The sequence below is a fragment of the Aquicoccus sp. SU-CL01552 genome (assembly GCF_040365005.1).
GTDB lineage: Bacteria > Pseudomonadota > Alphaproteobacteria > Rhodobacterales > Rhodobacteraceae > Antarcticimicrobium.
In genome coordinates, this window is the sequence record NZ_BAABWV010000002.1 from 1 (window position 1) to 16,321 (window position 16,321).

A 16,321-nucleotide genomic window follows, 5' to 3' on the forward strand; every position below is an offset into this window, starting at 1 on the left:
GTTTTTCTCCGGCTGCGGTGAATGTGCTGTTTTCGCCAAATGCGACGATGATCGGCATGGTTTACAATCTGTTGCCATATACGATCTTCACCACGGCGCTATCGATGGCGCGAATTGACTGCGATTTGGTTCTGGCGGCGCGCGATGCCGGTGCCACGCGCCTGCGCGCCTTTCAAGAGGTGACCTTGCCGCTGGCCAAGCCAGGCATCTGGGCAGGAGCGGTGCTGGTCTTCGTACTCAGTCTAGGAGTATTTTTGGAACCCAAGGTGATGGGAGGGGGGACGTCGCCGCTCGCAGCTGAATTGATCCGTCAAAGCTTCGAGACACGCGTGAACTGGCCTCTCGGCGCGGCACTGACGCTCGTTCTGATCGTGATCGGGGCCGCGGTTCTGGCAGTGGCCGGGGTACTGGCTTTTTGGCAGGCAAGGAGGGGCTCCAATGACTGATCAGATGGAAAAACGCCTTGCGGATATCGTCCTCTATGGCTCGGTTATCGCGGTTCTGATCTTCTTCTATATCCCGATCGCGACACTGATCCTGTTCTCCTTTACCCAAAGCCGTTTCCTGTCCTGGCCGATCTCCGAATTCTCGACACGCTGGTATGGTGAGCTGTTGGCGGATCGGGATTTTTGGTCGTCTCTAGGCAATTCCGCTTTGTTGGCTGTGCTTGCGACCCTCTTCGCCACACTTCTCGGGATTGGCGGAGCCTTCGCTTGGAGCCGCTACAAGTTCCGGTTCCAGTGGAGCTTCCGCATTCTGACCTTCGCGCCGCTCCTGTTCCCGCAATTACTGTTGGGGGTCGTGATGCTGCTGTGGTTTTCATTGCTGGCGGGATGGTTGAACCTGTCGCCGGGGCTTTGGTCTGCGGTGATCGGCCATGTCATCTACATCACTCCGTTCTGCATCGTCATAATTTCGGTTCAAATGCAAGGTTACGACGACACGCTTGATTACGCCGCTGAGGATGCGGGGGCTACACGTTGGCAGATCCTGCGCGAGATTACATTGCCGCTGATCTGGCCCGGAATCTTCTCGGCCGCGATCTTTGCCTTCCTGCTTTCCTGGGGGAATTTCTATATCACATACAGCCTGTCGGGATCGACGCGTACGCTGCCCACATTCGTGTTCTCTGGAATCGCGGTGGGGTCTTCGCCGATTTACCCGGCTCTGGCCACGCTGACCTTTCTGCCGGCCCTGGTGCTGATCTTTGCCGTCGGCGGTCTGCGAAAAAATGCCGCCCGCCGCAGCCTGAGCAAGGTCGCTGAGGGCTGATCCATCCAACGGAGTTTGTCCGATGACTGCATATGACTTTACGACCCTGCAAGCCAACTGGAGTTTTCCGACGCTGGTCTGGTTCGGGGCAGGGCGGCTGGCGGATCTGCCCGCTGGGTTGGACGAGATTGGAGGCCGCGCGCCGCTGATCATCACCGATCGCGGGCTTGCGGTCTCGGACATCGTGGTACAGGCGAAGGCTGCGTTTGAAAGTATCGGTATTACGCCTGGCCTGTTTAGCGATGTGCAACCCAACCCGAGCGTTGAAAACGTCATGGCAGGTCTCATGGCCTTGCGCGCAGGAGGTCATGATTGTGTGATAGCGCTGGGCGGCGGCTCGGCAATGGATGCGGCCAAAGCGGTTGCGATGATGGCCGGACAGAACCGGCCATTGATGGATTTCGAGGATGCAGGCGACAACTTCCGCCGCGTTCAGCCCGAAGGGATGGTGCCAGTGATCGCCATTCCGACCACCGCCGGGACCGGTTCCGAATTCGGGCGATCTTCGGTGATCACCGACACAGACAACCATCGAAAGGTGATCATTTTCCACCCCGAGATGCTTCCGGAACTGGTAATCCTTGACCCACAGGTAACGGTCGGTCTGCCGGCCCGTCTGACGGCCGCGACCGGAATGGATGCTCTCTCGCACGCTCTTGAAGCGCTCTGCGCGCCGGGATGGCATCCGATGGCAGATGGTCTGGCGTTGACGGTGCTGAAGATGATCGATGCGTCCTTGGTTACAGCCTATCTGCAGCCCGACAACCTTGGCGCGCGTGCCAACATGCTAGCTGCCTCTGCCATGGCTTGCACCGCGTTGCAGAAAGGGCTGGGGGCCGTTCACGCGCTGGCGCATCCGTTGGGCGCGCGCTACGACGCCCATCACGGGATGCTCAATGCCGTGTTGATGTGGCATGTGCTGAGCTTCAACCTCGCGGAGGTGGGCTCGCAGATGGCGACACTGGCACATGAATTGCGGTTGGACGGCGATGATCCAGGCGCCGCTGTACTGGACTGGCTGGAGACGTTGCGAGCACGTCTCGACATGCCCTCGACGCTCCGGGGCATGGGCATTGACGTGGCCGAGGCCGATATCGCAGCGCTGGTGGCGGACGCCTTGCGCGACCCGTGCGCGGGCGGAAATCCTGTTCCCTTGACGACGGATGGGGTCGAGCAGATCCTGCGCGCCGCGTTTTAAGCAAGCTTGATCCGGGCCAAGAGGGGCAAGTAAATCAGCGCAAACAGGAGAACGCCATGAAACTCGCCATCGTTCAGCCGCAGCCGTTTTCTTCTGATCCAAGGGAGATATTTCCGATCATAAAGGTTTGGGTCACAGCATCAACGCCTGGCCGCCTCCCAAAATGGATTTCTACGATCCTACCTTGCCACAGCGATGTCATCGGAGGGCGGTTAAAGCATCAAGGCCATGCGAAATCTAAATTGAGAAATCGCTACTCGTCGCGCAAATCAAGGCACCGTTTCAAACAGAAAGAAAAGGTTGTGCCTTTTCCGACCTCGCTGACACAATCAATCGTGCCGCCATGTTCGTCAATGATCGCCTTGACAAACGACAGGCCCAGACCCACTCCGCCCGCCTTGCGGTGATCCGTTGAATCTGCCTGGGTGAACCGATCAAATATCCTCGCCCTGATATCCTCCGGCATCCCGATACCAATGTCCTTGACCGAAACCCGAACCATCGTTTCCTCACGTGCAAGGTTCACTTCGACAATATCGTCGGAATTCGAGAACTTCAGGGCATTGGAGAGGAGGTTCTCGATTACCTGGAAAAGCCGATCCCGATCCCCCATTACGCTTGCCGGACTCGCCGTTCCAAAAGAATAAATTCGGTTTCTTTTGGAAATCGAGTGGCTGGACACCTCCCTTATCGCATCCTCGATGACATGAGACATATCCACCCGCTCCATGCTGGAGATAATATTTCCTTTTTCGATCTTCTCCGCATCCAAGAGGTTTTGGATCAAATATCCAAGCCGGGCGCTGCTTCTGTCGGCAATGTCAATCAGGCCCCCGGCCTTGTCCGGCAGTTTTCCGACAACGCCAGATTTGATTAAATCGAGGGCGCCTTTCAATGCGGTCAGGGGCGTGCGGAGTTCGTGGTTGACCGTCGCGATAAATTCCGACTTGGCTTTCTCTGCCTTCATCCGATCTGTGATGTCCTGAACAAGGACGACGAATCTGGGCCTTCCGCCTTCTGGATGAACAAACTGGGCGCTGACCTCAACGGGGTGTGTCGTGCCATCCGGTCTTGAGGATTCCGTAATGACAGAGATGAGCTTTTCCGCTCCAGTTTTGAGACGGTTGAAAATTCCGATAATCTCACCATTTGAGAGCCTCGTGTCGAAGTCCATTGGTGTTCTTCCGTAGAGCTCGCTTTTTTCCATTCCCCATCGACCTTGAGCCACCTCGTTCAAATAGAACAGTTTCAGATTGTCGGCCCAGTACATGTAAACTTCGCTTTGAGAAAAGTTGAAAGTTTCCTGCTGCACCTTCAAGGCTTCGGCGGCTTTCTCCAGCGTAATGTCCGTTCTGATCGAGAGGAATTCGGCCGGTTTTCCAAGCTCATTAAGCCGGGGGACGATCGTGGATTTTATCCAGTATGGCTCTCCGTTCTTCTTTCGATTCTTCATCTCACCAGACCAGGTCTTTCCGTTCGCGATTGTCGACCACAATGCGCTGTAGAATTCCCTGGAATGGTATCCGGAATTCAAAATACTATGGTTCTGCCCTATCAGCTCGTGCCTCTCGTATCCGCAGCTTTCGAGAAACTTGTCATTGACATAAGTGATGCGTCCCGTGGCGTCCGCGATGCTGACACTCGCATGCTGATCCAGCGCATAACTCAGAAAGCCTTCCCCCAATGCTTTCTCACTGGTCGGGTGCAACCGGTAGGAGCTGATCGCCGGAATGGAGGTGTAAGGGGGCGTCGAAAAAACTTCGATTTTCTTGGGGTCTTTGGTCATGGCACTCGCACTCAAAACCTCCCCCCACCGGCTGCTCCTTATTGCTCCAGGTTAGAGGGTGTCAATAGGTTGATTTTCTTCATGTATCTGCGTTTTTCGATATAATGGAGTCGGAATATTTGGCGGTATTGAGTTTGTGCCGTGGAAACTAATTTCATCCATGGTGCGGTAAATGTATTTCCACTTTTGCGCAGGAAATTTACTACCATGCGAAACTTCGTCCCGTTATTTGGGTGATCGGCGCGAATGTTTCGATGGGGCGTGATGGGCGATGTCTAAAGAATCTGCGAGGATTCCCTTTGCGAATTTAGCGATGTAGGTGAAGCACATGTCGAAACCTGCGCCACTCCGCTATCGCACGACGAACTGGTCAGCCGACAACGCCGCGCTGCGCAAACTGGGCTCGCTGTCGATCTGGTTCGATCCCGACACGATCTGGCATGCGAAGAAATCCGGTAAGCGGGGGCGGTCACATCATCAGAGTCACCCGGGAGGTTTACCCTGACGAACAGTGTCCCCGTACAAAGGGTCTGGAGATCTGATGCAAGCCTCCTTAAGCTGGGGTTCAGCAGTGGCGTGCATGCGCCACTCGCATTCTGATTGGCAAGGACGGGGCGGCAGGAATGGCAGGCCGGAGGTGGAACATCGCAGCGGCCCTTGGGGAACGCCTGTGAAGATTGCTGTTCTGCAATGCGCTGCTGCCGGTGGCTGTTGGGCAACTGCGGAAAGCCGGTTGGGCGACGCTTTGTCAGTCGCCAGTGCCGCAGGTTGCGATCTTCTTGTTGCGCCCGAGCTCATGATGCCCGGCTACAATTGTGCGCAGGCGCATTTCGATCATGCTCGGGAGTTCGATGCCCTGCGCCGAGACCTCTCGGCCATGGCGGCAGAGGCGGGCTGTGCGCTGGTGACGGGCTGTGCAGAGCGTGAAGGCGAGGCGATCTACAATACCGCGCTGGCGATCGGACCAAACGGAGAGGTTCTGGCCCATCATCGCAAGCGCTTGCTGTTTGGCGACATGGAGCGAGCGACCTTTCACAAGGGGAGCGGCGCCTCATGCTTGTTTGAATATGGAGGACGGCGCTTCGGCTTGCTCATCTGCTACGAGATCGAGTTTCCGGAGCTCGCGCGAGACCTCGCCAGGCAGGGCGCGGAAGTTTTTCTTGTCCCGACGGCCAATCCGGAAGGCTACGAGCATGTGCAGCGATACCTGTTGCCGGCGCGAGCCCATGAAAACGGTGCGTTCGTGGTCTACGCGAACTATTGCGGAACTGAGAATGGACTGACCTTCGGAGGGCAGTCACTTGTCGTGGGCCCAGATGGAGAGTGCATCCTGTCTGCCGGACGAACTCCGGCGCTTCTGATCGGGGAATTGCCGACACTCGGGGTTTACCCCCCAGGTGTCCTGTCGACCCAGTTGCAGGATCTGTCCTGACAGCGGATGGGCGCCGCTCCCGTGGCTTGGTATTTCAGACTGCCTTTGCGTTGGATGATTTTCGGAATTGCAGGGCTTGGCCGTGCAGCCAGTTTGCGAAATCGCCGCAAGCCGGGCTTTGGTGCCGGTGTTCCGAGCGAACCAGCCAGTAGCTTTCGGCGGTCTTGACCGGCCCTCCGAACGGCAACTCAAGCGCACCGGTTCGCAACTCTTCTTCGACGTAGGGGAGTGGTACCACCGCCAGGCCAAGGCCGGAACGCGCCGCGGACACCAGCAGTTCACTGTGTGGAAAGCGGGGGCCCCGGATCGCCCCCTTGTGCCGTAATCCCGCCCCCTGCAACCAAGTGAGCCAGAGATCGGACCGGCTGGCATTCTGCAGCGTGGGTAGGCTGTCGAAGTCGAGAACCTCGCGTGGTTTGCGAGACGGGACAAGGTCCGGCGCACAGACGACCACAAGTTCCTCTCGGAATAACTCCTGGCTGCGGGCCCCGACCCACGAGCCGCGACCGCGCAGTATGGCGGCGTCGACCCGGGTATTGGTGAAATCGATGTCGACCGTGGTTGTCGTCAGATCGACGACCACGTCGGGATGCTGCCCGAGATAGTGCCGGAGCCGCGGTGTCAACCAGCGCGACGCGAGGGTCGGGTGGGCGCAGACAACCAGTGAATCCGCAAGATCCTGGCCACGTACGCAGTTGACCGAGGCTTTTTCGATCTGGTCGAGCCCGCAGGTGACTTCTGCAAGATAGACTTCTGCGGCCGTGGTCATCACGAGGCGCGAACCAACCCGTTCGAATAGCTTTACCCCCAACAAGTTCTCGAGGTTGCTGATCTGTCGGCTGACACCGCTTTGGGTGATCGCAAGATCTTCGGCGGCCTTGGTGAAGTTCATGTGCCGGGCCGCGGATTCAAAGGCCAGCAGGGCGGATTGCGAAGGAACGAAGCGGCGCATGTCGGGGGCTCCGGGATGACGAAAACTCATTTGCCTCTGATCATTTGGCCGGTTCGCACGGAATGTCATCTGGGGCATAGTTCGAAAAACCACACATACTGGCGTCTGCCCAAGAAGATCGCATTCTGTCGAGGGCTCGCCGTTAAAATCATCGGTGCGTCGAATGACTTTCGCTCATGATGCGCAGGAGCTGGGACTCATGTCTGAAGATGCGAAACGACATATCGTTGTAATCGGCGGCGGGATCGTCGGGGTTTGCGTGGCCGAAGCGCTGGTGCGCGATGGCCTGCGCGTGACGATGCTGGAGCCGGGCGCGTTTGGCGGGGAGCAACAGGCAAGCTATGGCAATGGTACTTTTGTCAGCCCGGCCTCGATCATCCCCATGTCGATGCCCGGCCTCTGGGCCAAGGTGCCGGGCTACCTCCTGGACCGGCGCGGCCCGTTGACCATTCGCTGGCCATATCTGCCCCGGCTTGCCACATGGCTGTTGCGGTTCCTCGCCGCAGGCTGGACCGAGGGCCGTGTCACCCGGACCACGCAAGCGCTTGCCGATCTTGTGAGTGGCGCGCCGCAGCTTCACGCCGACATCGCGGCACGTATTGGTGTGCCGGACATGATCCGCGAGGATGGGTTGCTCTACCTTTACCAGAACCGAGCCGCCTTCGAGGCCGAGGGGCTGGCCCTGAAGTTGCGCCGCGCGCATGGTGTGAAGATGCAGGAATACGAAGGGGACGCGCTGGCAAATCTCGTTCCGGGTCTGGCCCCGCGCTATACCCTTGGGGTGATGCTGACAGGTGGCTGTCATTGTGCCAGCCCGGGACAATACGTCGAGGCCATTGCGACCTGGTGCCTCGCCAACGGGGCGACCCATGAGCGCAACTGCGCCCTGGATCTGCGGCTGGAGGACGGCAAGCTGGCCGCCGTCGTCACCAAAGACGGCGAGATCGCCTGCGACGGCGCCGTGCTGGCCGCCGGCATTGGGGCAGCAACCCTGGCAAAACGCTGCGGTGACCGCATACCGCTGGAGGCCGAGCGCGGCTATCACGTGGAACTCCTGAACTGTGATCTGGACTTGCCGGTGCCTGTCATGCCGCAGGATCTGAAGGTCGCGATCGTCCGAACGCTGACCGGGTTGCGTATCGCGGGCCAGGTCGAATTCGCCTCGGCCACCGCGTCGCCGGATTGGCGTCGCGCCGATCTTCTGCGCGACCAGGTCGCGTCCTGCTTTCCGCAGCTGGAAGAGCCGGCCCGCAACGGTCCGGTCAAACGCTGGCAGGGCAATCGTCCCTCTACGCCTGATGGCCTGCCGGTGATCGGACCGGCGCGCTGCGGGACCGGGGTCTGGTATGCCTTCGGCCACGGGCACGTCGGGCTGAACTCGGCGCCGATGACGGCCCGGCTGATCGCCGATCTCGTCGCCGGGCGCCCGACATCCTTGGACACGACCCCCTTCGCCCCGGACCGCTTTCACTAACGATCCGGACATCGGCAATCAAATGCCTCAATGGCTGCGCTGGACGCGGCCCGATCCCCTGCACCCTGACGAAACGGAGACTGACATGACCGATCAAAGCCCCATCAAGCCCCTTTTGTCCGCGCGCTCGGACCTGCATATCCTCTTTGCGCACAGCGCTTACGACCTGAAGCCGATCTTCGATGCGCGGGCCGGCGGCATCAAGACCACGCAGGTGTCGAACCGCGAGGATCTAGCCGAGGCGCTGCCTGAGGCTGATGTGCTGGTGACCTCTATGATGTGGTCGAATGAGCTGCTGCCGCTGGCGACGAAGCTGAAATACCTCCAGTCGGTCAGCTCCGGCACCAACCACTACGACAAGGCGGCCTTTGCCGAACGGGGCATTCTCCTGGCCTCTGGTGCCGGTGTGAACAAGAACGCCGTTTCCGAGCACGCCCTGGGCCTGACCCTGTCGCTGACCCGCCGTCTTGCCCTGGCGCGCGACAACCAGCACGCCAAGATCTGGCGCACCGAGCAGACCGACCCCATGCTGCGCGAGGACGAACTGCCCGGCAAGACCATGGTCATCGTCGGAACCGGTGGCATCGGCGACCGGATCGCCAAGCTGGCCAAGGCCTTCGACATGGCGGTGATCGGGGTGCGCCGCGATCCGTCCAAGGGCAGGGGCGCCGCGGACGAGGTCCACAGCTTCCGTGATCTGAAATCCGTGTTGCCGAAGGCCGATGTGCTGGTGCTGAGCTGCCCGCTGACCGACGAGACAGTCGGGATCATTGATGCCGAGGCGTTGTCGCTGCTCAAGCCCACCGCCTTCTTCGTCAACGTTGCCCGAGGCGGCTGCGTCGATGAAGCGGCGCTGATCGCCGCGCTGAAGAGCAACGCTATCGCCGGGGCCGGTCTCGACGTCACCGCCGTCGAGCCGCTGGCCGAGGACAGCCCGCTGTGGACAATGCCCAACGTGATGCTGACGCCCCATGCCGCTGGCGAGACCCGCAAGTACGAGCTCAACGTTCTCAATTTGCTGACGCAGAACCTCGAACGGCTCTGGGCCGGCCGTGACGATCTCGTCAATCAGGTGGGGTGAGGCGACAAAATGCTGGACAGTCAGGCCCCAACTTTTCGCCGGTCCGCACGGCTTCAAAGCCAGAAGGTCTCTGAAATCCTTGCCATCGGTGCGCGCGCGGCCGAGCTGCGCTCCGAGGGTCACCCGGTTATCGTGCTGGGTGCGGGCGAACCGGATTTTCCGACGCCGGATAACGTGATCGAGGCGGCGCATCGCGCCGCGCTCAACGGGCGAACCACCTATACGCCGCTTGCGGGCACGCCTGAGCTGCGCGCCGCCGTAGCTGAAAAGTTCAAGCGCGAGAACGGCATTGTCTATACCCCGTCCGAAGTCATCATCACCGCCGGTGCCAAGCAGGTGATTTTCAACGCCTTCATGGCGACGCTTGATCCCGGGGATGAGGTGGTCATTCCGGCGCCTTACTGGACGACCTACTCGGCCATGGTTGACATCTGCGGCGGTGTACCGGTCAAGGTCACCACGTCCGCCGATACCGGCTTCAAGATCACCCCTGCGCAGCTTGAGGCAGCGATCACGCCAAAGACGCGCTGGCTGATGCTGAATTCACCATCCAACCCCACCGGCGCAGCCTATGGCATCGAGGAGACCCGCGCGATCCTTGCGGTGCTGGAGCGCCATCCCGCGGTCTGGCTGCTGTCGGACGAGATCTATGAGCATATCGTTTACGATGACTTCGCCTGTGTCAGCCCGGCGGCGCTGTCGCCCGCGATCCGCCAGCGCACGTTGATCGTCAACGGGGTCTCCAAGGCCTATGCCATGACCGGCTGGCGGCTGGGCTACGGCGCCGGTCCCGAGGCGCTGATCAAGGCCATGACCGTGGTGCAGAGCCAGTCAACCTCGAACGCCTGTTCCATCTCGCAGGCGGCGGCGCTGGCGGCCCTTACCGGCCCACAGGAGGTCCTGGCCGAGCGGCGCGACAGTTTCCGGGCACGGCGCGATCTTGTGGTCTCGGCCATCAATGCCATGCCGGGTCTGTCCTGCCGGGTGCCGGAGGGGGCGTTCTACGCCTTTGCGAGCTGCGAGGGCGTGCTTGGGGCCCAGACACCCGAGGGGCGTATCCTTGAGAGCGACCGGGAGTTCTGTTCCTGGATCCTCGAAACGACTCATGTTGCCATGGTGCCCGGCGCGGCCTTTGGTCTTTCGCCGTATTTCCGCATCTCTTACGCGACATCGACGGACGAGATCGAAGAGGCGATGGGGCGGCTGGCCAGGGCCTGTGATACGCTGGTGCTGCCGGTATGAGACAGGCCGCAGATCTTTCTCTGCCGCAGGGGGGCGCCGAGTTCGGCGTGCTTCTGCAATGCTTGCTGCTTGTCGCGCTGATCGTCGGGGCCCTGACCGGGGTTTCGGGGCTGGTCGAGTTCGCCGCGGTTCTGGCGGTGCTCTGGGTGGCGACGCAATGGGTTCGGCTGATTCCGATGGCGCGGCTTTTTGTCGGGCTGGCGATCGCCAGCCTGGCGGCGGCGGCACTGCTGCCAGACGCCTTGCCTCGGCTGGTGACGGCAGCGGTGCAAGGAACTGGGTTTGCTGCGCTGATGATGGTGCTCGGGTTGTTGCGCCAGCCGGTGAAACGCGCCGCCGTGACACGAGCGGCGGCTGAATACCTGCTGTCGATTTCCCCGCGCTGGCGCTACGGCAGTCTGCTGACCGGCACGCAGTTCATGGCCCTGATGTTCAACGTCGGGATCATTCCGATGGTGGGTGACCTGACCGAGCCCGAAGACGGCCGCGATGCGCGGCACGATCCGGCTCGGCGGGCCATGGTCATGGCGGCGATGCGCGGTGCGGCGCTGGTGACCATCTGGTCACCGATGTCGCTGGGTTTTGCCATCGTGACAGCGGGCGTTCCAACTGTTGCCCCGCTGCCGCTGATCGCGCTTGCCTTTGCCTTCACGCTGTTCCTGCTGGCGCTGTCGAGCCTCTTGCCGATGTTACCGAACGAGGCCCGGATCCCGCGGGACGCGTCGACCCCGGCTGCGGCTGGCAGTGCACGTGCGCTGCTGCTGGTCCTGGGAGCCAGTGCCTTGCTGCTGACGCTGACCATGGCGCTGCACGTTGTCATGGGGCTCGGCTTCACCCTTTGCGCGGTGGTGACGATCCCGGCCTTTGCCTTCATATGGCTGGCGTGCGAAGGCGCTGCGGCTGCACCACTGGCAGGACGGCTGCGGGATGCGCTGTTTGCCATGGCCGACCTGCGCTCGGAGGCGGCGCTCTTTCTGGCGGCAAATGTCATCGGGGCGGGGCTGTCGGTGGCCATTCAGGCCAGCCCGCTCTGGCCACTTCTGGCAGCGCCGGGATTTGCCAGCCTGCCGACCCTGCTGGCTTGCCTGCTGTTGATCCCGCTTGCCGCTGCGCTCTACCTTCCCAATAGCGTCATGGTGGTCTTGACGGCACAGATCTTCGGGCCGACGCTGCTGGGTCAGGTCCACCCGCTTGCGTTGGGGCTGACGCTGTGCATCGGCTGGGCGCTGGCAATCTGCGTGAACCCGATCAGCGCGATGAGCCTGATCACCGCCCGCCTGGGCGATGTCCCGGCCAGCCGGGTTGCACATCGCTGGAACGCCCAGTTCACCGCCGTTGCGATGGCCTGTGCCGTGGTGCTGATCAGCGCGGTCTACGCGGCGGGTGGCTGATCGGCATAACCAAGGAGACCGCAATATCCCCCCCGCGACACTCACGGCCTTAGCGCCGAACTGGGCGGGATGCGGTTCCCGGTGTCGTCGCGCGGCTTCTGTCACCACCTGGACCTGACCGGCTGCGAGACCCGGCCCTTCCCAAACCCGCTGACCCCCGCTGCCGAATCGACGGTGATCGACCTCGATGGAACCACGCATTTTGCTCGTTTTCTGGACGATCTGCCGCCGCTCTAGCGCGAGATATCGGACGCGTGCCCGGGCATTACCGCTAAACCGCCATTCACGACCATTTCATGCAAGACAGCCTGCCTGCGCAGGAAAAGAGGCAGTTTCTCGCCGGGGATGGCGTCAGATGGACCCCGGCTTGGGTCGGGGGGCGGCAGAGACCGCATTGAACGCGGTCTGGGGCATCATGACTCATTTTGGGGGCGAAAGCCCGGCGCAAAACCCCGGTCCGGGGGATGTTTTTCCGGAAATGGGGCCGATCGCCTTGCCAGATTGACCGGATGGAAGGCAGTGTGGTCGGGCGTGCATGATCAAAACTCATGATTGACCGAAAAATCTAACATTCCCTGACCGGCGTCCATCTGCCATCCTCGATCCCAGAGGTCAAACAAACTTCACAAAGGCGCTGCCAAGGCGTTCTACCCAACCAAGCAACAGAGAGACTTACCATGAAGCTCACAACAACAGCATCGATCCTTGCCTTGACGGTGACCCTTGCCGGGGCCGCAAGTGCCGAGACATGGGACATGCCGATGGCCTACCCGGCGTCCAACTACCACACCAAGAACGCCCAGACCTTTGCCGATGCGGTGGCAGACTGCTCCGATGGCGCGCTGGAGATCGTGATCCATGCTGGGGGCTCGCTGTTCGGTGGTGGAGAGATCAAGCGCGCTGTGCAACTCGGCGAGGCCCAGATCGGCGAGCGGCTGCTCTCGGCGCACGCCAACGAGAACGCCGTGTTCTCCTACGACTCCGTGCCCTTCATCGCCACCTCCTTCGAAGCCTCCGAGGCGCTGCGGGCCGCTGCGCTTCCGACGCTGAGCAAGGTGCTCGAAGAGCAAAACCTGGTGCCGCTCTATTCTGTTCCCTGGCCAGCGCAGGGGCTGTATTTCGCCAAGCCGGTGGAAACCCCCGAAGACATGGAGGGTGTGCGCTTCCGGGCCTACAACTCGATCACCGCCCGCGTGGCCGAGCTTGCCGGCATGATCCCGACGCAGATCGAAGCGGCGGACCTCAAGCAGGCGCTGGCAACCGGGGTTGTCTCAGCGATGATTTCTTCTGGTTCGACCGGCGTGGACGAAAGCGTCTGGGAAGACATGACCAACTTCTACGACGTGAAGGCCTGGCTGCCGCGCAACACGGTTTTCGTCAACAAGGATGCCTTCGAGGGGCTGTCCGCAGAGATACAAACCTGCCTGACACAAGAGGCCGAGGCCGCACAGAGCCGCGGCACGGAGATGGCCGCCGAATTGGCTGGCGGCTTTGTCAGCACGCTGGCGGAGAACGGCATGGACGTGAACCCGCCGAGCGATGCGATCAACGCCAAGCTGAAGGAAATCGGCGAGACGATGTCCGCTGAATGGCTCGAGAGCGCAGGCGACGACGGTGCCGCCATCATGTCTGCCTACCAGGCTCAATAAGGAGACAGCGCACGGCTGGAGGGGGGCCTCGCCGGGGGACCCCTGAGCCATTTGGCTCGGGGAGGGGCAAGGTGTGCCTTGCCAGGTCCGTGCCAGAACGCGCATGACCGATGCCATGATCGAATCACCCAGTGCCGACCTCGGGGGCAAGGCAATCCGTCAGGGCCTTGATCGCCTCTACAGCCTCTCCGGCATCGGGGCCTCGCTGGCCCTGGTCGCCATCCTTTGCCTCGTTGTTGCCCAGATGGTCAGCCGATGGCTGGGCTTGATGTTTCCAGGGGCCGCCAACTACGCCGGTTACGCCATGGCGACGGCGTCCTTCCTGGCCCTGGCGGACACCTTTCGCCAGAACGAACATATCCGCGTCGGCATGATGATCGAGCGCAGCGGCACATTGCGCCGCGGCTTCGAGATCTGGTGTTATACCATTGGAGCTGCAGTGGCGGTTTTCTTTGCTTGGTATGCGGTCAAGACCCCCCTGATCAGCCACATGTTGAACGACGTGAGCCAGGGCCAGGACGGCACGCCGCTCTGGATACCGCAGATTGCCATGGCAGTGGGCGCCGTGCTTCTGGCTGTGGCCATGGTTGATGCTCTGCTTTCGATCCTTTTCACTGATGGCCTGGGCATCGACGAACCCAAGCAGATGCTGGTGCGTGATGCGCTGGCCTCGGTGAAGGTACGAATGATCGTCGGCGCGGCCAGCGCGCTTGTACTGTACGCGGCGATCACCATGATGACTGGCTTCGATAGGGATGCGACCGGGCTCAAGATCGGCATTTTCCTTTTCGTGTTGTTCTTCCTGCTGGGGTCGGGGCTCTGGGTCGGGCTGGCTTTGATGGGCGTGGCCTATATGGGGATGATCGGCTTTACCCCGCGCAATCCGGGCAGTTCGATGAGCATCACCGTTTGGAGCTCGGCCTCGAGTTGGACACTGACCTCGCTGCCGCTGTTCATCTGGATGGGGGAGGTACTGTATCGCACGCGGCTGTCCGAGGACATGTTCAAAGGCCTTGCGCCCTGGTTGTCCCGGCTTCCGGGCGGGTTGTTGCACACCAACGTGGTGGGCTGCACGGTCTTTGCCGCCGTCTCGGGGTCTTCGGCCGCGACGCTGACCACCGTCGGCAAGATGTCGATCCCGGAACTGCGCAAACGCGGCTATTCCGAGTTCATGATCGTCGGCACCCTGGCGGGTGCCGCCACGCTGGGCCTGATGATTCCGCCATCTCTGACGCTGATCGTCTATGGCGTCACCGTGAAGGAAAGCGTTACCGGCCTGTTCATGGCGGGGGTTCTGCCGGGACTGGTTCTGGCGACCTTGTTCATGGCCTATATCGCCATCTGGTCGCTGCTGCGCCGGGATCAGGCTCCGACACCCGAGCCGGCGATGAGCTTTGCCGAAAAGCTGCGGGCCTCGACGCTGCTGATCCCGGTGATCGCGCTGATCCTGCTCGTCATCGGCTCGATGTATCTGGGGGTCGCGACGGCCACCGAGGCTGCGGCCTTTGGCGTGATCGGTGCGCTGGTTCTCGCCGGGTTCCAGGGTTCGCTGAGCTGGGCCACCTTCGTCGCAAGCCTGCGTGGAGCCACCCGTACCTCGGCAATGATCGCGCTGATTCTGATGGGGGCGAGCTTCCTGACCCTCGCGATGGGCTTCACCGGGGTGCCGCGGGCATTGGCTGGGCTGATCGCCGCGATGGAGCTGTCTCCGGTCGCCCTGATTGCCGCCTTGACGGTGTTCTACATCATCATCGGCATGTTCCTTGACGGGATCTCGGCGGTGGTGCTGACCATGGCAATCATCGAGCCTATGATCCGGGCGGCCGGCATCGACCTGATCTGGTTCGGCATCTTCATCGTCGTAGTGGTCGAGATGGCGCAGATCACGCCGCCGGTGGGCTTCAACCTCTTCGTGTTGCAGGGAATGACCCGGCATGACATGAGCTATATCGCCCGCACTGCGATCCCGATGTTCCTGATCCTCGTGCTGATGGTCGGCATCCTCGTCGCCTTTCCGAGCCTTGCAACCTGGCTTCCGGAATTGGTGCAGGAGGCGCGTTGATCGCAAGGGGCCGGCCACATCCGGCCCCTGTTATCCGACAGGCCCCATTCCATATGACCCCCTTCATCGGCATCCTCAGTCTCGACACGCGATTTCCGCGGATCCTTGGCGACGCGGGCAATCCCGACAGTTATCACCTGCCGGCCCGTGTGCATGTCGTCGAAGGCGCGGACAGCACCCGGATCGTGATCGACGGACGGCCCGCCCCGGAGCTTGTGGCCGCCTTTCGACAGGCGGCCCTGGACCTGGCCGGGCAGGGGGCCTGCCTGATCACCTCGACCTGCGGCTTCCTGATTTCTGTCCAGCGCGAGATCGCCGCCGATGTCCCGGTGCCGGTCCTGCTCTCTGGGCTGACGCTGCTGCCGTTTGTGCGCCAGATCTCGGGGCAAAGACCGGTGGGCGTGCTCACCGCCTCGGCTGACGACCTGGGGCCGGCGGCAATCCGGGCCGCAGGCGTCGAACCCGCAGATGTGAGGATCGGCGGCCTGCAGGACAGTGAGTTGTTCGTGCAGACCTTCCTGTCGTCAAAGGAAGTGCAGAACGCGACCTTTGATAAGGACGAAATGGAGGCCGAGGTTTGCCATGCGGCGGGTGCCCTGAAAATGCGCCACCCCGAGATCGGTTCTCTGGTCCTGGAATGCGGCAATCTTCCGCCCTATGCCGATGCGATCCGCAAGCGAGTCGGATGTCCCGTTCTTTCAATTCTCGATGGCGCAAGGATGCTTCTGTTTCGGTAGCGTGATCAAACGCGATTGCACACATGACCTGGACTGAGAACCTAG

General features: G+C 61.4%; 14 protein-coding genes and 2 pseudogenes. 14 read left to right on the forward strand and 2 right to left on the reverse strand.

Going from position 1 to position 16,321, the window contains the following annotated elements:
• The 3 genes from ABWV23_RS02715 to ABWV23_RS02725 all read left to right on the forward strand — a co-directional run.
• On the forward strand, positions 1-446 hold a 446-nt coding region (locus tag ABWV23_RS02715), incomplete at its 5' end, for an ABC transporter permease (protein WP_353344675.1).
• The gene (locus ABWV23_RS02720) at positions 439-1,272 is read left to right on the forward strand and encodes an ABC transporter permease (RefSeq protein WP_353344677.1); all 834 of its coding nucleotides are present in this window, start codon (positions 439-441) and stop codon (positions 1,270-1,272) included. The genes ABWV23_RS02715 and ABWV23_RS02720, both read left to right, overlap by 8 nt.
• Positions 1,273-1,294: 22 nt before the next feature.
• Positions 1,295-2,470, forward strand: a complete 1,176-nt coding sequence (locus ABWV23_RS02725) for an iron-containing alcohol dehydrogenase (protein WP_353344679.1) — start codon at positions 1,295-1,297, stop codon at positions 2,468-2,470.
• A gap of 253 nt (positions 2,471-2,723) precedes the next feature.
• Here ABWV23_RS02725 and ABWV23_RS02730 read toward each other — a convergent pair whose 3' ends face one another.
• Positions 2,724-4,256: an ATP-binding protein gene (locus tag ABWV23_RS02730; RefSeq protein WP_353344681.1), complete on the reverse strand. Its 1,533-nt coding sequence runs from the start codon at positions 4,254-4,256 to the stop codon at positions 2,724-2,726.
• Positions 4,257-4,584: 328 nt separating this feature from the next.
• On the opposite strand from ABWV23_RS02730, the pseudogene ABWV23_RS02735 reads away from it, so the two are divergent.
• Positions 4,585-4,725, forward strand: a pseudogene (locus tag ABWV23_RS02735) (IS5/IS1182 family transposase); the annotation flags it as partial.
• Between the two features lie 168 nt (positions 4,726-4,893).
• Positions 4,894-5,688, forward strand: a complete 795-nt coding sequence (locus ABWV23_RS02740) for a carbon-nitrogen hydrolase family protein (RefSeq protein WP_353344683.1) — start codon at positions 4,894-4,896, stop codon at positions 5,686-5,688.
• 34 nt (positions 5,689-5,722) lie between these two features.
• On the opposite strand, the gene ABWV23_RS02745 is transcribed toward ABWV23_RS02740, so the two are convergent.
• Positions 5,723-6,640, reverse strand: coding sequence for a LysR substrate-binding domain-containing protein (locus ABWV23_RS02745; protein ID WP_353344685.1), 918 nt, complete (start codon positions 6,638-6,640; stop codon positions 5,723-5,725).
• 199 nt (positions 6,641-6,839) lie between these two features.
• On the opposite strand from ABWV23_RS02745, the gene ABWV23_RS02750 reads away from it, so the two are divergent.
• The 9 genes and pseudogenes from ABWV23_RS02750 to ABWV23_RS02790 all read left to right on the forward strand — a co-directional run bounded on the left by ABWV23_RS02750 (position 6,840) and on the right by ABWV23_RS02790 (position 16,276).
• The gene (locus ABWV23_RS02750) at positions 6,840-8,114 is read left to right on the forward strand and encodes an NAD(P)/FAD-dependent oxidoreductase (protein ID WP_353344687.1); all 1,275 of its coding nucleotides are present in this window, start codon (positions 6,840-6,842) and stop codon (positions 8,112-8,114) included.
• 85 nt (positions 8,115-8,199) lie between these two features.
• Complete coding sequence (locus ABWV23_RS02755; protein ID WP_353344689.1) at positions 8,200-9,195, forward strand: D-2-hydroxyacid dehydrogenase; 996 nt, start codon at positions 8,200-8,202, stop codon at positions 9,193-9,195.
• Between the two features lie 9 nt (positions 9,196-9,204).
• Complete coding sequence (locus ABWV23_RS02760; RefSeq protein WP_353344691.1) at positions 9,205-10,437, forward strand: pyridoxal phosphate-dependent aminotransferase; 1,233 nt, start codon at positions 9,205-9,207, stop codon at positions 10,435-10,437.
• Positions 10,434-11,828 carry a hypothetical protein gene (locus ABWV23_RS02765; protein WP_353344693.1) on the forward strand — a complete coding sequence of 465 codons (1,395 nt, stop codon included), beginning with the start codon at positions 10,434-10,436 and terminating at the stop codon, positions 11,826-11,828. The genes ABWV23_RS02760 and ABWV23_RS02765 overlap by 4 nt, the downstream gene beginning before the upstream one ends.
• Before the next feature lie 69 nt (positions 11,829-11,897).
• The gene (locus tag ABWV23_RS02770) at positions 11,898-12,065 is read left to right on the forward strand and encodes a hypothetical protein (protein ID WP_353344695.1); all 168 of its coding nucleotides are present in this window, start codon (positions 11,898-11,900) and stop codon (positions 12,063-12,065) included.
• A 440-nt stretch (positions 12,066-12,505) separates the two neighbouring features.
• Positions 12,506-13,477, forward strand: a complete 972-nt coding sequence (locus tag ABWV23_RS02775) for a TRAP transporter substrate-binding protein (RefSeq protein ID WP_353344697.1) — start codon at positions 12,506-12,508, stop codon at positions 13,475-13,477.
• Between the two features lie 115 nt (positions 13,478-13,592).
• A pseudogene (locus ABWV23_RS02780) lies at positions 13,593-14,072 on the forward strand (TRAP transporter small permease); the annotation flags it as partial.
• Between the two features lie 141 nt (positions 14,073-14,213).
• The gene (locus tag ABWV23_RS02785) at positions 14,214-15,539 is read left to right on the forward strand and encodes a TRAP transporter large permease (protein WP_353345242.1); all 1,326 of its coding nucleotides are present in this window, start codon (positions 14,214-14,216) and stop codon (positions 15,537-15,539) included.
• 53 nt (positions 15,540-15,592) lie between these two features.
• Positions 15,593-16,276, forward strand: coding sequence for an aspartate/glutamate racemase family protein (locus tag ABWV23_RS02790; protein WP_353344699.1), 684 nt, complete (start codon positions 15,593-15,595; stop codon positions 16,274-16,276).
• Positions 16,277-16,321 lie beyond the last annotated feature (45 nt).